Origin of the sequence: Enterococcus columbae DSM 7374 = ATCC 51263 (genome assembly GCF_000406925.1) — a bacterium.
In the GTDB taxonomy this organism is placed as follows: domain Bacteria; phylum Bacillota; class Bacilli; order Lactobacillales; family Enterococcaceae; genus Enterococcus_E; species Enterococcus_E columbae.
This window is the reverse complement of record NZ_KE136348.1, coordinates 471,259-489,219: the sequence shown is the minus strand read 5'-3', so window position 1 is coordinate 489,219 and position 17,961 is coordinate 471,259. Positions and strand designations below refer to the sequence as shown.

Genomic DNA, 17,961 nt, shown 5'->3' with positions numbered 1-17,961 from the left:
GATGAAAAAAAGTAAATATCAAGGCTTAACACGCACTGACCTCCTGGAATTATTTGCCGAACAACTCACTTTGAATGAAGAATTAACTAAACAATACCAAGCAAGAAAGGAAGAAAAACAACGACAAGATCAAATCATTAGGCAAGCAACTAGTCAAAAGCAAGCCTTAGCCGAATTACTCGGTCTTTTTGAGATTGCACGACAGGTTGCTAAGAGCTGACGCAAATTTGATTTTGTTGCGAAGGGAGCGTAACAAAATGAAAGCGTTTCGAAAGTTTGCGTGGTTGTTTGTAGGGCTTCTACTGCTGCTTGGGATGTTTAACATGATGCAACCAAAGCAAGTAGAAGCAGCGGGAGGAAATCATCCTGATATCTATGTTTATAAGTATAAAAGTACTGATCTGTTAGATGATGTTCGCTTTTTTAATGGCGAGGAGCCTTCAAGTGATTATGATATCACTACTGCTCCAAATATGACTGGAAAAGTGCCGATTCCGGGAATTGTTTTTGAGTTAAAGATGATAAAAGTAGCATCTTATTCTACCTCCTATCAGTCATTTAAAGAAAGTCTAACTAAACCAAGTTCTTTTCTCGCTCGGCCAATTTATGCTGTAACTGATGCTAGTGGGATTGCCCATTTTGATAAATTGGCTAGTGAAGTTACTGAGTGGTTTGTGTTAGAAGGACCAACAGCTTTACCTTCTGGAGTATATGAATTAAGAGAAATCGCGGCTAGTGAATACCAAATGGCTCATGATTATATGGCTTATCACATGAATGATGCTAGTTTTCCAACGGCTATTCCAGCTGGTATTATTCCAAATACTAAAATTTATCGGCTTGAAATGCCTTATTATACGAAAAAAACAGTCCCTTATGAACCAAATCCTAGTTTGTCTGTTGATGAAAATGCTGAGGCAGAATGGAACCATGATGTTGAAAACGGTAATGCTCAGGTGGTAGACTTGCATGTTCGGGCGAAAAATCAGGATGGTGGGGGCATGATTCGCATTGAAAAGGATTTACGTGCTAATCCTTTGAAGGAAACCTTAACCGTTCAACCAAATGTTCGTTTTAAACTGTATGACAGCAATTATACAGAAATAACGGCGATACCGACAACTGGTGCGCCCATTGGTGAATTAGTTACGGATAGTAAAGGACGTTTGACTATTTCGGGTCTTGCCTTGGGTGCAACCTATTATCTAAAAGAAGTAGCACCTACAGGAACGATTCCCGAAAAGCTAGGTTATCGTAAGTTTATCGCTAGCACTCTTGATACTGACACGTTATCGATTGATGATACGACAACGCTGAGCAAAACCGGTCAATTCATCAATAATACGATTACCAAGCGTGTATCAGCTGATGAAGGCCAAACCTTTGAAAAAGAAAGTGTCGTATCTACTGAAAAGCCTTATCTCTATCAAATTGCTGCTAGAGTACCGGATAAAGGAGAAGGCACCCTAGAAGAATTTAAGCTAGTCGATAAAATGCAAAAAGTCGAAGAAAAGTATTACACCTATTTCCAAAGCAATGCTTCGTTAGATACTTTGACGGATTTAACTGTGAAGGTAAATGGCACTTCCTTAGAGGCTAGTCAATACACGGTGAATATTGCTGATACGGATAAACAAGCAGTAGCCAATCAAGGCAATGAAACCAAAGTAGTCGGCTTTACCTTGACCTTTAATAATCCAGCAGACTTACATGCAGGTGATAAGGTTGAGGTGCGAGTGAAAGGGATTTTGATTAACGAAACGATTACCAAGGAAACGCGGACTGTTTATCCAAACGAAGTAAAAGAACAAGTCTCTACTAAGCATCAAGATGGCACGGAAGATCATTATGTCATTAGTGATGTAGCCAATGTACGAACGGAAAAAGGCTATTTTGAAATAATCAAAGAAGAAGCAACAACGAATAAACGGTTAGCCAATGCTGAATTTACCTTGTATCGTGGCAAGGCACCAGCAAGCTTGGCTGATGTCAAGCCAGCAGATAAAGTTGTCGAAGGGCTAGTGACAGATGAGAATGGAGAATACAAGAGTAAAACAGATACGACACATACTTATACGGTTAATGGGAAAACATTAAAATTAGCCGATGGTCTATCTCTAGGGGAATACTATCTAGTTGAAACTTTAGCGCCAACTGGGCATAAGCGTATCACAACGCCGATTGCCTTAGAAATTAAGAAAAACGAGCAAGGCAACGTTGTAGTGAAAACCATTATCAATGAAGTGCAGTATTGGGATGTTCCAGATACTGGGGGGATAGGTACGCAATATTTCTTACTAATCGGTTTGATGAGTGTGACTACGTTTGCTGTTTGGTATTTGTATAAAGAAAAGAGTCGTACCAATGAAAAATAAATATACTAAACGTACTAAACGCCGGCAAATTGGCTGGTTTATCATCGTTTTTAGTCTGATGATGCTCAGCTATCCGCTTGTGTACAATCAAGTGAATCGCTGGTATGTCCAATATACCCTTTTTCAACAAGAGAAGCAAAAGCAAGCCCAAGTGTTGCAAGACCGGCAACGTCAACAGGCACAATCAGTCAATCAATCATTAGCCACTCGACCAAGTAAGCTACGTGATTTTTTAGAGACTGAGGCTTATCAAGAAGAAATTGTGTACGGGACAAAGGTAGGAAAATTGATTTCCATGGGTAGTGTGATGATACCGTCTATTGATGTCTTACTGCCAATTTATGAAGGAACCGGCGATATGCAGCTTTCATTAGGCGCAGGTCATGTTCGCTATTCTTCATATCCAATCGGTGGGAAAAGTACCCATACGGTGATTGCGGCGCATAGTGGTTTAGTTAGTGGCGATTACTTTTTAAACTTACCAAAAGTGAGGGTAGATGATTATTTTTTCATCAAAAACAAGCAAGAAATCTTAGCATATCAAGTGTTTAAAATCAAACAAGTCAAACCACAGCAAATTGAAAATATAAAGATTGTTCCTAACAAAGATTTAGCGACCTTACTTACCTGTGTGCCAATCGGAATTAATAGTGATCGATTGCTAGTCACTGGTAAGCGCGTCTCTATATCTAAAGCAAAACAAGAAATTACAAAGATGCAAAACAAACATAGACTACTCCGTAAGCTTGCAAACACTGCTATTCAAGTTTCACGTCAACAAGTCAGACTCATGTTTACACTTAGCTGGCTGATGCTAGGTTTAGTGATTTATCTTTTAGGTAATCGCTTTATCTTTAAACGATGAATCTTGGATAATGGTGCCTCGTCAAGTTCGTATGGCTAGGAGGAGAGAAAAATGAGAAAGTGGATGAAGAAATTTGCAGTCACGCTCACTATATTACTAGTCATCCTGGGCAATTACGGCTTACCCATCTTTAGTCTAGTTGTACAGGCGGATGACAGTATAAGTTTTACCACAGAAATTATTGAAGATGCACAAACACACGAACAGTCAGTCAGAATTATCGGTATCGAGGGCAATGTCGAGCCAAGTGACCATACTCTGGTGATTCCCGAACAAATAATAGTGGGAGAGACGACGTATGATGTTACAGAAATTGGTGATCAAGCCTTTATCGGTAAGCATTTAACAAATGTGACATTTTTAGGAGAGAAATTAAGGAAAATTGGGAACTACGCCTTTGCGGACAATCAGCTAACTAGTCTTACCTTGCCAGATTCACTAAAAGAAATTGGCGAGTATGCCTTTCGTGATAATGAGCTAGAGCATCTTGCGCTTACTCATGTAACGACTCTAGGCAAGCAGGCCTTTGCCAATAATAAGTTGAAAACCATTCAATTGGGCGAAGTCACAACGATTGGTGACGAAGTATTTACCAATAACCAATTAACTATCGTAGAAATTGGCAATGCCGTCACTAGCTTTGGGACTGGCGTATTTGGCTTTAACAATCGTTTTGTGGAAGTCAAGACGACCAATGCTTTGATTCAAAACGAAGTCGTAGCAAATAACGGCTATGGGCATGTGGTTAATCCAGTAACCGTTACCGTCGAGTTTTTAAAACCAGATGGCACCAAGCTAACGGAAGATCAGACAATCGGTAGTGACTTTTACGATTATAATGGGGTTATCATGCTAGGTAAGGAAAATACCTACAAGCCACAACCAATGCTCGGCTATATGCCCGAGCAAAGCGAAATCAAATACACTCCTGATAGCACGAACTATGTCTTGAAGGTGCGATATATTGAAGCAAAGAACCCAGAAATCACCGCAACGAAAATCTTAAGTATTCGCACAGATGAGACTTTTGATGAAGCAACTTTAAGGACTTACTTTAAAGCTACTGATTATGTAAATCGTGATATTACAAATCAGCTTACTCTCAATCCAACAAGTATCAATGGTGCGGCCCATGCTGTTGGCGATAAAGTCGCGATAACCGCTACAGTTACGGATGCTGAAGGGAGAACGACTAGTAAAGAATTTCAATTTAATGTAGCAGATAGTTTGTTGAATTTTGTTCTTGGAAAAATTGATCCAAATGGCCCAGATACCATAGATAATCAATGGGTTTTAGGAGATTTTGCTTATGAAGATTTACCTAATGGCAAAGAATCAGGAGTTTCGGGAATAATAAGTGATAATAAATGGAATCTATTGAATCAACTAGATTCTGGTAAACTCGAATTGCAAATGATTCTACCACATATCAATCCATATAATGGGAAACCAGTAACAACAGTAGTACCAAATGCGTTTAATACTTCACAGGGTAAGTATCATATAGCTCGAATAGATGATTATGCGGATAATATTACTACTGTAGGATCGGCTGCCTTCATTAATTATAGATTGACTAATTTCACACCGGATATGTTAGCAAATTTGAAAAGAGTTGGTACGGCCGCTTTTGTTTTAGATGCTTCCGCTACACAGTTGAGTCATAATAATATTGAGGAAGTCAATTATCCATCTACCGAACCAACCGCCTATTTTCCTAATAGTGGGCTAACTTTTCCTTTGGATTTTCCAGGTCGATCATTTATCTATCAACCTGACGCTTCATCAACGGGTTTGACTGTGAATTTACCTAATTTGAAAGTACTCCGAGATGAAATCGTTACCTATCGTCCTGAGCATTCTTATACGAGTATTAATGATATGAATATTCATCCGAGTTCGACAAAAAATTATATCTATAATTATGATACTATGACCTATTTAAGGAAAAATATGATTACAGTAACACCGAATACATTTAGTAAAATAGAGAAAATTATTATTGACGAGAATATTCCTGAACTAGGCATGATGCGAATGACTAATACGCAAGAAGGACAAATACCAGCATTTAAAATACCCGATATATTAACAATGAATCGTTTAGAATACATTGATCCGACAGCTTTTGGTGGAACGATTAACCCTAATCGTACAGATAAACGGGTAGTTATTCAAACGAATAATACTAATTTACAATCAGGAGGCCATTACGTTATCAATCCGACTGATGAATCGATTGCAGCTACTCAGCTAACAGAAGAGGACTTTATCTATGATGCGAATAATCCTAAACGTGTGCTTGGATTGAGTGAAACAGGATTAAAAAAATTACAAATAATTAATGATAGTTCTACCCTGACCGCAGAAGAGAAGGTACTACGTTTACCAGAACACATTGAGCAAGTAGCAGTGAATGCTTTTGCCAATCTTAATTATCCTAATCTTCGAGCAATCAGTGGGCCTAAAGTAAAGATAGTTGAAGAAAGAGGGTTTGCAGGATTATTTAATGCCAAACGCCTATCACTAGATTTTCCACAGGTAACTTCTATTGATGAAGATGCTTTTACTTTTGTTGCTCAAGGGGAGATTGATCAGTTTCACTTTCCAAATTTGACAGATTTATACCACCATAATTTTGCTAATATGCGATTTTTACATGCGATTGAATTACCTAAATTAACGCATATGTATAGTGCTAAAAGTCCATTGGCTTATTGGTACTATGGACTTAAGGGAGATTATGATGAATTTTCGAAAGCGGATGTGGGTAGTTTTGCTGGTTCGTCGTTTACCACTGTTGTTGATAAGATTACCTTTCCTTCATTAGAGATTATTGAAGGCTTACATTTTCTATCAGGTCGTAACGTAGAAGTCGGTCAACCTTATTTTTATGCCAAAGAATTGGACTTTCCAAAGCTAAAAAGAATCGATTTAACTAAATATGAAAATGCGAAGAGAAATATATATACAACTTCCGATGGATGGATGGGTGTATTTAATCAAAATTTTATAAGTCGGGCTGTACCCTATTTTGGCAGTAAGGTGGAACGTTTAAATTTGTCTAAGGATTTTGAAGGAATTGTTTGGACTAGTTTGGATGGGCAAAATCAGCGCGATGTATACAATGTTCGTCTGATTTCTCCTGATCCCACAGCTACCAATCAGACATTTGTGTTTTCACCCAATAAAAATAGTACCGGTGAATACGCTAGCATTAATGAAAATGTTATGCCGTTTCCAGATAGTAACGATACAAATAACAGTGCACCGCAACCAATTAATTATCCTAATATTTATGTTAATCCGCGTAAGGTAGTGATTAAATATCAAACTCAATCAGGACAGGAATTGGCAGCACCAACACAATTTTATCTCACAAATTACGAGACGCAGAAGACCATTAAACCTAAAGCAATCGGAGGATACATGCCAGTTTCCGGAGTAGAAAAGAGTATAGTAGGAACTGGGGAAGTATCAACGGATGCTAAAACATTTACAGTTGTAGATGAGAACACCATACACACGTTGCGAGCACCTGATTATTTTGGAACAGACACGCCCACCAATTTGCTGCATAACATTGCTGAAAGTGAGGTTATTTATACTTATAATGTAGATAATGCCCCTAGTGTATCTGGCGTTGAGCTTAAACTTAGTAATGAACAACGTAAGGTCTCAGGAAGTTTACAGACAGTGGATACCTATTTGATTGGCAATGCAATGCTCAGTACGGTGCAAATTGATACGACTACAGTTAACTTAGATCGTGCCACGATTATTTTAAATTATAATCCGGAATATATCGCTTCAGTAAAAGTGGGAACGTATGGAACTGTTGAAAGCTATGAAGTTAACCAAGATTCAGGGGTAGTGACAATAGAATTAGGAAAAATTACAAGTTCGACAAGTATTACTATTCCTATTCAATGGCAATATAAAAAATATGAAACTCCTCAAAATTATGAAATGAGTATCAGTGCACAGCTAAGAGGAGTTATTCAGGGGACAAACGAGGTACAGCGTCTAGCCAAAGATGAGCCAATTACACTAAAAGGATATTATGACCAACCTAATATGTATAAGGTAAGTCCATTAAATCTAACTGATTATGAGTATGGGCTTGCCACCTCGGCTGATGATGGTATGCGCGCATTTGGTCAATATGAAAGAATAAAAAAACCAGATGGTGAGTTTATCTATCGAATTGCTAAAGCGGATAAAGTAGAGTTTGGCTATAGAGTTCGTAGTTTAGATCGCAATATTGCGATGACTCAGATTACAGATACATTGCCTACCTATCAATATGTCGATGAGAATGGAACCACGCGACAAGCTACTGCCGTTTTTATCGCTGAGGAAAATCCTGGTTGGCAACTATCACCAGACGGTCAAACAGTCAGTTATACAAAAACTAACACGAATGAAACGACTTACTTAACTATTGATAAAGTGGAGCATAAAGAAATTTTAGCCAATGCCTTGCCAAAATTATATCTGCATTTTCCACATTTATTATTTGGTTCTAATGTTAAAAATACCGCTCAATTAACCTTAGTTCCAGAAAATCAAGGAATTAGTGAACCAAATATTGTAGTTACAGATAGTATTACCATTTATGAATCTATTTTACCTAAGGTTTGGCCGTTTGGTGGAGAAATCCACTATTTGAAAGATAACGCTAGAAAACCTTGGTCGTATATTGACGAGCAATCAAATGGTAGACAGGCCTTTTTCTATGATGTTGCAGAGGATAGAAAGAAAGAAATGCCGTTTGTTTTACAAACAACAGCTTTAAATGAAACTCTGACACTAAAAAACGTTACCTTAACGGATTATGGTTTAGATGAACGGTTGTATTATTCGAGTGTGGAAGTGTCGACTGATGGCATCATAAGACCGGAATTTCTAAAAACTTCTGTTGTAGGGGTTAATGATGATGCTTCTTTAGAGTCAGTTACTGTTGTTGCATATGGTGACAATGGATCAACTCTGATGGATCCAGCGAGCGATCCGATTTTACAACGCTTGTCTTTACCGATGACCAAAGGAAGTAAGGTGGTATTTGATCCACAGATTGCAAAGCAAATCAAGTATATTCAGATTATTTTACCGAGTGACTATGCGGTGAATAAACACTTACTACGTTTTAATGTCAATACTAAGCTAAGAAATCCTGATGAATCACAGTTTGATGCTACACCGTTATCACAAAAAAATGTTTTTCATAATGAATCATTGCTTGCAGGAGATGTATTTAACAAGGCAACAGGTGCACCAGTAAGTAGCCGTAATCAGTCCTTTAGTACGGTTAACAAGCCTTACCAGTCTGCTTGGGATAAGATTAGTGGGAACTTTTTATGGCATGATGTAGCTCAGATTTTGGTTCGACCCTATTCACCAAGTGTTGAATTGATTAAAACGCAAACAACGAGTGATGCCCAAAATCTAGCTGTAACACCGGGCTCAGCCATTGATTACACGCTAAGTTTGCATTCAAAAATAGGTAATCAAGAATATTATATTTCACCAGTTAATTTTGGTTATCAATTCGATCAGTTTGAATTGGTGGATTTATTGCCTGTCGGATTGACTATCCGAGGAGTTGAGTTGACTGAAGAATTTGCTAAACAAAAAAATGCAACTTATCAGATTGTAAGTAACTATGCTAACACCGGAAAAGATGCGATTATTTTTAAAGCGGATAAGGTAGAATTTGGCTTAAAAGAAGTAGCCAAAATTAAGACAGAAGTTGACGTTACAGTACCTGATGTGCAGACATTAGTAAATGAGGCCTATCTAACCTTTGCTAATAATGCATATTTTGGTGGTAATGGAAAGATTTCCATGGAAGGGACGCGAGCTACGCCTGATGGTACTTATGCGAGAGAATGGGTAAAAGTTACTCGACCAATCGCATTGGTTAAAAATAAAGAGGTAATTGCTCGTAAATATATTCGTAATGTCATTAATCGGGAAATGAATTCATATGGGCCATGGCGGACAGACGTGATTGATACCGATTTTGTGGAAAATTCGGGAGTCCTTGGTGCCGAGTTTGAATATCGATTGGCTATCATTAATGATACTGAAGGGATAAAGAAGAATATTTCTATAGTAGACGTACTGCCATTTTATCAAGATAAAGGAATTCAAGAGCTCAATATCAACACCGGTATACGTGAAGATCGTGGCTCTCAGTTTCATAATTATCTAGATACTACACGGCCAATTACCCTTCAAAAAGGTACGACAACACTATCTCCAGTTAGTCCAATGAGTTATGTAATAACGTATGATAATAGGCAACCATATAGCTATGATTATACAAATATTAAAGATATTCAGCCTGTTTTAGATTCTATAACTTGGTCAGCTACTGCTAACACAAATACAAAAGCAATTAAAATTGACGGTACACAAGCTCTAACGTTAAATCCAGGCGAACGTTTGGAAATTATCATTCCGATGCGTGCCCCTTCAACTCAGGATACGACCCAATCGATTCCGTTAGGTGGAGTTGCATATAACTCATTTATTCGTAAAGATGATTCTACTTTACGCTATATTGAGGCAAACAAAGTAGGAAATCAATTGAATCTTTTGAAGAAAGTAACTTTTACCAAACGCTTAAAAGAAGGCTTACAAGGATCGCTGATACCAGCTAATAATGATGATTTACAAGCAACTTTTGAAATTAGTAATACAGATGGTACCGTAAAACAGATTGCTAAAAGCGATGAAAGTGGCTTGGTTAGTTTTGTTGTACCAGTTCAATATGATTACACCATTAGAGAAATTAGTGCACCTGCCGACTATGATTTACTTGACAGTGAAATATCCATTCCATCTAGTCGGTTCCACAAAGAGGGTGGCGGTTATCAAGATGTGGCATTAACTTCAGCTGAAGAGAATAGTCTCATTAATCATAAATCCTATACAGGTTCGTTAAAAATTAATAAGAGAGATGCTAATGGAAACTCATTGAATGGTATTCGCTTTATCGTGGAGGGCCAAGCACTTTCACCATCGAACCCTATGCAGTCTGTTCCATATAGAGAAGAATTATTCACCGTTAATGGTCAGGCAGCATTGTCTGATATACCAGAAGGTAGCTACACTCTAAGGGAAGTTATTGATGACTCGACGACTAATTTTAATCAAGCGACTGGCTTGCCATTTGACTTTACGATTAGTTCTGATCCAGCGATTCGCAATGCAAATGAGATCGGTGGGATTTCTGACAACGGTAAAGATTTTACCCTTAATTTGACCAATGATAGGGTACATTTATTGATTCAAAAACTAGGGGTTAGTCAGTCAAGTGATTTAGAGAGTGTTGCTACATTAAATGATAATTTCAAGGAAAAATTAGCTGGCTATGAATTTCAATTAGAAGATGTTGATGGACAGACAATAGGTGTTGTAGCCACCGATACAAATGGGGTCACTAAAGTAGATAACTTAACTGTTAATAAGGTATATAAAATAACTGAAATAAGAACTGCTATTTCAGATAGTTCTATGGAAAATAGTGAAAATAAAGGTTATGCCTATAATAATCGCGCATACTATTTTAGAATAAATGCATCTGGTAAACTGGAAGAAGTGGATAATTTTGCTGGAGAAAATCCACGATCGTTTATTCAAAATATTTTGAATTTCCCAAATCTGAAAAAAACGGTTAAGGGATCAATAGAAGCTATAAAAACAGATGATCAGGGGCAACCATTAGTGGGGGTAGTTTTTGGCTTATATCGTAATGAACAGCTTATTGAACAGGCTGTTACAAAAATGGATGAAACAAATACCAAAGCGATAGTTAATTTTAGTAATCTAATGCCAGGAACCTACATTTTGCGTGAATTAAAAGCTCCTCTTGGTTATATTGCTAATCAAAGTGAGCGAATTATCGTCATCCCTGAGATTAAGGATGCTTTTTCACCTAAGGATAACGTTACAGTTACTCAAAATGAGCAAGTCGTTTATTATCATCAAAAGGAAACCTTTATCAATCACAAGTTAAAGGTTCATGTCTATAAAGGTGAGATGATTCTAAGTAATGTAACGTTAGCAGTAGCGCAACAAGCGAAAGAGCAAAATCCAACGTTAATTATTCAAGAATTAGCCAATCAATATGCCAATGTTTATCTACCTTTGACTGGTGTAGAATTCAAATTGTTTGAACAAGATGGGGCTTCTTGGAATGTAATTGGTAGTTATACAACGAATGAAGCTGGAGAAATTGATTTAACCAGCTATCCGTTTGACAGTAACAAGAGTTATCAATTAATAGAAAGCAAGACACTAACAGATTATCGGTTAGACGAAACGCCAATTTTCATCAATCTCCCCGTACTCAGTCGGCAAGCTGATTTTAACGGAGAAATTAATGCATACAAGAATAATCAAAAAATTTTGGGAAGAATCATTGTTTCTAAATATGAAAAATTAGCTGATGGCACTAAACAAGTGCTTTCAGGGGCTATCTTTGATTTGTATGACAATCAAGGAAAGTTGTTGAAATCAGCCACAACAGGTATTGATGGAAATGCTGTCTTTGATCAACTTGCTAATGGTGAGTATGTAGTAAAAGAACGACCAATGGCAGGATATAAACCAAATACCACTGCTAAACAAGTATCCATCAATGAAACGACCAAATTAGTTTCGTTAATATATGATAATGAACCCGAAGAATTCATCTCCATAAGTGTACAGAAAAAATGGCTTGGTCAACCTCGATTTAAAAATATTTCAGATCCAACTGATATAAAAACTATACCAATTTCAGATATATGGTTAACTGTATATTTGTTAGAGCCGGTGATTACTGATGATGGAGAAGAGGTGTATAGGTATATATATGACGAGTATGATGAGGAATATATATATCTTTACTTAAGAGAGAGATATAATTTTTCTGGTACATTTAGATATATTCCAAAGTTAAACGATTCAAATAATCGTAATTATATCATTACTGAATATGAACCTTATCGTAGTGCGTTGGGAGATGAGGCAGATATTTATGCGGAAGTAGGCTATATTGGTGGAAAACAATTTCCAGTATTTCGACCAGAAAATAAATCACTACACGCTACCGGAATGGATGATACAACAACGATATATGATGATAATGATTTGGAAAAAATTGTTGCTCGATATCGTCCAATGCTTACAAGCGATTTTGTAATTGGTAATGTTACAGATGGTTTTAAAATTGTTAACGCTTTTAACAATGTAGTCAGCGTGGGGGACTACGTGTTTATTGATAAGAACAACAATCACTTACAAGATGCTGATGAAAAAGGACTTGCTGGGGTGAAGGTGACCATTACTAACGCAGATGGTAGTAATCCAACTTACTACAATAACGAAGGAACACAAGTGACTGAACCTTACACGACTACAACCAATGAGCAAGGCTACTATCGATTTATTAATTTAAATCCAGGTGAGTACAAGATTCATTTTGAATTGACTCCTGAACAAGTTAATCGTGGGTATGTTCTAGTTGATAAAGGCGATGGTACTAATCCAACAATAGATTCCAATGCTAATTCTGATGGTTGGACCGATGTCTTTAACCTACAACCAAATGCTAATAAAACAGCCAATCCAATGGGCGATTATCTAGATAATCCAACGATTGATGCCGGAGTGAGAGAAAGCACACCATTAGTTAGTCTCGGGGATTATGTCTTTATTGATACTAATGGCAATCACCTTCAAGATAGCACTGACCAACCGCTAGCTGGAGTGAGTGTGCAAGTATTAAAAGCAGATGGTAGCAATCCAGAGTGGTTTAATGGGACTGATTTTGTGACCGATCCATATATCACCACTACAGATGCAACTGGACACTATCAATTTACGAATTTAAAACCAGATACTTATAAGGTGCAATTTACGCTAACCGAAGCGCAAAGTAAACTCTACGCCTATGTTTCCCCAAATGTTGGAGACAATGATGCCCTTGATTCAGATGCAGCTGCTGATCATGTTAATCCAAGTGTTGGCTTAACAGAAGCTAAAGCAGTGAGCGACTTGACTATTCCACAAGACACGGCAAATGCACCAAATCCACTAGGCTTAAATAACCCAACCTTCGATGCTGGGGTAACCTTAAGAGTAGATCAGTTGGTTAGTCTAGGAGATAAAGTCTTTGTCGATATGGATAATAATAATACCCAAACCGAGGGAGATTTACCATTAGCTAATATGAAAGTTAAGGTAGTGAATGCAGATGGTACTTCACCAACCTATGCTCAAAATGGTCGATTAGTCACTCAAGAATATACGACTACCACGGATGAACAGGGGTACTATCATTTTGATCAATTAGTACCAGGTAACTACAAGGTAATTTTTGAATTAACGCCTGAACAGCAACAAATTTATCGCTTTGTTACACCGGATGTTGGGGGCAATGATGCCCTAGACTCTGATGCCAAGGTGGTTAATCCAGCTATCAGTTATGTCGCTGAAACCTCCGCACAAGAGGTACAACCGACAACAAGTCCTCCTGATAGTCCAACTGCACCGAATCCACTTGGCTTAACGAATCCGAGCTTTGATGCGGGTGTTCGTTTGGATGCTGAGCAACTAGTTAGCCTTGGAGATTACGTCTTTATTGATGTGGATGGCAGCCAAGCGCAGACGGCTAGTGATCAACCACTACCAAATGTAAGTGTGGAAGTTCGTACAGCGGATGGCCAATTACCAACTTATCTTAAGAATGGTCAGCTGGTGACAGATGTCTACACCACCACCACTGATTTAAACGGCCGTTATCAATTTAACAATTTATTACCGGGTAGTTATAAGGTTTACTTTACTTTAAATGAAGAACAAAAGAGCAAATATCAATTTATCGCACCAAATGTAGGGGGCGATAAGACTAAGGATTCAGATGCAACGGTCATTGATCCACTTCGACCAGAGCGAGCAGTGACCGCAGCAGATGTAGTAAATAATGATTTAACGATAAGAAATCGTGCAGACAATCCATTCCATTTAGATAATCCAGACTTTGATGCCGGTGTAGCAGTAATCAATCAATTAGTAAGTGTAGGGGATTACGTCTTTATTGACCGTGATGGTAGCAATACTCAAACTCCTGGTGATCGACCATTGCCAAATGTGACGGTAAGTATTGTGAAAGTCAATCCAGACGGCACCACAACGGATCCAACCTATATGAAAAATGGGGAATTAATCACTGCACCATACACAACTAAGACCAATCAAGAAGGGTTGTATAGCTTTGTTGATTTAGTTCCAGGTGATTATCAAGTTATCTTTACTTTAAGTGATGCGCAAAAACAATATTATCACTATGTCACGCCAGAAGTTGGAGGGGCACCATCCCTTGATTCGGATGCACATGTAGATGGCGAGAATAGTGCCATTGGTCGTTCCAAGGTTATTCATCTAGTAGCAGATCCATTTGTTAGAAATGGGGATAATAATCCGCTTCACCTAGATAACCCAACCATTGATGCCGGAGTAGTTGGTCCGGATTATGAGTTACCTGGTGCTGGTAAGATGGAATTATGGTTCTGGTATCTAGCGAGTATGAGTATGTTGTTAATAGGCTTAGCGCTATTCTTTGGCAATCGTAAACGCCAATTGATCGCCATCCAAACAATGCCTGTCTCGACTATGACAAGCAAAGGCTTTACAAACATTCGCCAAGATGAAACCCAATCTGATAAAATGGAAATGGAAAATCAAGTAGCTGAAACAACGGAATCGCTTCGTCATTCTACTGACCAGGTTAGACCAAGTGAGGAGATTGTCTCAGATATGCCAAATGTTGACGCAATCGGTGAAACCGTAGAGAATCGGCTTCATCGATCGGAAAAAATAGTAGATAGTGGAAAAAATAAGTCTTCCGCAGCTGATGTGGAGGTAGACGATCCCCCACCAGAAAGACCACCCCAAAATAAACATCCTTCTAGCGGACCATTCTCTTCGACTTAAAAGGCAATGCTTGAGAGAATGTTAGGAGAAATAAAAAGGTGAAAAGTGGTATAAATAAAAGTAATAAAACGTAGCAAAAATCAAAAAAACGTAGCAAAACGATAAAATAAGGCAACTTTTTACGTCAAACGTAAAATTGCAATAAATGATTGGCTGGTTGATTATGGCCAGTTAACTAGCCAATCTAGTAAGTATTAACATGTTGATGGTTACAAGTTTTTAGGTGTTATGAGTTAAAAGTTGATTCTCTCGATAGCCTATCATACTTTGCTAGCAAGTAGGTAACTATTTAGGGGATTTGCGGATAACTGCTAAAAGGCTAGTCTGCTCTCTGACTGATCATCAAAGAGCAAACATTTGAAATGTTGCACGTGCAAATGATGCTAGTAATTTAGAAAAGAATTTTTGACGGTAACAATGATTTTATACCTGTAAACTTTAGATTAGCAACGAAAATCGCCTTTAGTTAAGTTTTCGTTTTCTAAGCGCAAAAAACGAGCTAGCTGAATACTATTTTCGTAGCGCAATGGTTTGTTGGAAAAGATTTTTCATTCGTTACTTATGTTATTGGCTAAAGGGCTTAAGATTCAATCCTTGTTTAGATAGCTGGTCACTATTTAGGCTAATTAGAATCGTCAGCCTATTTGCCAAATAGTAAGTCTCTTTTAGAACAGTATTGTTGGAATGAAGATAAAGAAAGGGTAGTTAGCCATTATTTTTAGCTGGTCACTAAAAAGAGAGGACTACTAGTCTGCTTTATGTTAAACAATCCAGCAATCAGTAAATAAACAATTAAAAGTTTTGACTAGGGTTACTGCTTGCGATACAAGGATTGTTTGCTTTATTGATGTTGATTGGCTGGTCACTAATCAAATACAATGGAAGGCAAGACTTATTTGAGCGTAATGTGTTTATAGCTGTTGCTTTAGGTAAAAGTTGCCGATTACTTAATGGGCAAAGCCAGCAAGCTGGTCACTTGTTTGCTTGTCCAGAGAGTAATTCAGACCTTTGCCATAGCAAACAATCATAAACAAGCATCACTTCTCAAAAAAGCGAGTAACAAGCTACTGAATTAGCTGGTCACTAATCAAGTAGCCTAGTCCAAAACGAAATCAATAAAAGCTAGCTAGTGAGCAGATAATCCATTAATGGACACGCTCACTAGCTAGCTTATTTTTTGGATAGTCACTTACCAGTTGTAATGATTTAATTGTTTAGAGTTGATTTACTATTGAGGAATTACTGCTTTTTAGCCTGTGGAGTAAGCCATTCATCCGCTTGCTGACTAATCGTTTCGGTTAGCAGCACGGAAAAATTAATGCCCATCCGTTTGCCTAGTTTATCTGCCAAAATAGGAATGGACAAAGTTTTCTTCACCAATTCCTTGTCATTGAGATAGTCAGCGACATTCACGCTAAGTGAACTACTCACCACTTAGCTAAACCTAACGGTTCTTAACGCTTGAAGTGGGAGCTTCTTGGGAATAGAGCATACTTGATAGCTTATTTCTTCACTAACAGCGGTTTCTCTTATTTACCAAGCTATCCCCGTAGTTCCTACGGTTTTTTTGATTGTGCCTAAGCTGAAGTTTGTATTCTTAGACCTTCAATCAATATATTGATACTAGCGTTGATATCACGGTCATGATGAGTATGACAAATAGGGCAAGTCCATTCTCGAATATCGAGCGATTTCTTGCCATCTTTATGTCCGCACTCTGAACAAATCTGACTAGACGGAAACCACGTATCCACTTTGACGATTTCACGTCCATACCAGTCCGCTTTGTATTGCAACTTAGCCACAAAGCTAGACCAAGATACATCAGAAATACTTCTTGCTAATTTATGATTACGCAACATACCTTTTACGTTTAAGTCTTCAATACAGATAATATCGTGATTTTTGATAATTTCTGTACTTAACTTATTCAGAAAATCAGTACGTTGATTCATTACTTTTTCATGCAATCTAGCTACCTTGCGTTTTTGTTTTTGGTAATTTTTAGATTCAGATAAAGGGATACCTTTTTTCTTAGCTAATAAGGCACGTCTAGACAACTTACGTTGTTCACGTTTTAATTTCTTTTCCATTTTGGACGTAAATTTATGATTATCAATTTTTTGTCCATCTGAAAGAATCGCAAAGTCTGTAATACCTAAGTCAATACCAATGGCAGAATTGGTTTTAGGTAACTCGCTAATTTCTTCTTTACATAACAAAGAAATATAGTATTTACCGCTAGAATGGCGTGATATTGTAGCAGATTTAATCATCCCTTTTGGTTGTCTATGAAGCTTAATTCTTACTAATGATTTCAATTTAGGAACTTTTATGAATTTACTATCAATCAAAGCAACTGTACCATTTTGATTATTCGTTGTATAACTCTGAACAGGATTTTTCTTACTTTTGAAACGTGGAAAGCCAACAGATTTATCCCGAAAAAAATTCTTGTATGCTTTATCTAAATGAAGTTGGGCATTGGCCAAAGCGAGGCTATCGACTTCTTTCAGAAATGGAAATTCTTTCTTATATTTAGCCGGTGTTGGAAAAGTCATTTTTTTAGAAGGATCATTTTTAACTTCTTCATATGCTTTTTTTCGGTCATTAAGCATTAGATTGTAGACCTTACGAACGCAGCCGAAAGTTTTGGCAAAGAAGATTTCTTGTTCTTCTGTTGGATAGATTCTGAATTTGTACGCTTTTAGTCGTTCCACAAAGTTCACCTGC

6 protein-coding genes are annotated in these 17,961 nt (G+C 37.6%); 4 read left to right on the top strand and 2 right to left on the bottom strand.

The window, feature by feature from the left end:
- Position 1: 1 nt before the first annotated feature.
- The 4 genes from RK02_RS07075 to RK02_RS07060 all read left to right on the top strand — a co-directional run bounded on the left by RK02_RS07075 (position 2) and on the right by RK02_RS07060 (position 15,228).
- Complete coding sequence (locus tag RK02_RS07075; protein ID WP_016183572.1) at positions 2–220, top strand: hypothetical protein; 219 nt, start codon at positions 2–4, stop codon at positions 218–220.
- 103 nt (positions 221–323) lie between these two features.
- Positions 324–2,375, top strand: a complete 2,052-nt coding sequence (locus RK02_RS07070) for a SpaA isopeptide-forming pilin-related protein (RefSeq protein WP_245555736.1) — start codon at positions 324–326, stop codon at positions 2,373–2,375.
- The gene (locus RK02_RS07065) at positions 2,365–3,240 is read left to right on the top strand and encodes a class C sortase (RefSeq protein WP_016183570.1); all 876 of its coding nucleotides are present in this window, start codon (positions 2,365–2,367) and stop codon (positions 3,238–3,240) included. The genes RK02_RS07070 and RK02_RS07065 overlap by 11 nt, the downstream gene beginning before the upstream one ends.
- Positions 3,241–3,291: 51 nt before the next feature.
- Positions 3,292–15,228, top strand: coding sequence for an SdrD B-like domain-containing protein (locus RK02_RS07060; RefSeq protein ID WP_016183569.1), 11,937 nt, complete (start codon positions 3,292–3,294; stop codon positions 15,226–15,228).
- Positions 15,229–16,467: 1,239 nt separating this feature from the next.
- Here RK02_RS07060 and RK02_RS07055 read toward each other — a convergent pair.
- Both RK02_RS07055 and tnpB read right to left on the bottom strand, forming a co-directional pair.
- Positions 16,468–16,659, bottom strand: coding sequence for an antitoxin HicB (locus RK02_RS07055; protein WP_143139382.1), 192 nt, complete (start codon positions 16,657–16,659; stop codon positions 16,468–16,470).
- Between the two features lie 146 nt (positions 16,660–16,805).
- A complete protein-coding gene (gene tnpB / locus RK02_RS07050) occupies positions 16,806–17,948 on the bottom strand; it encodes an IS200/IS605 family element RNA-guided endonuclease TnpB (RefSeq protein ID WP_016183568.1) in 1,143 nt (380 codons plus the stop codon).
- Between the last annotated feature and the right edge of the window lie 13 nt (positions 17,949–17,961).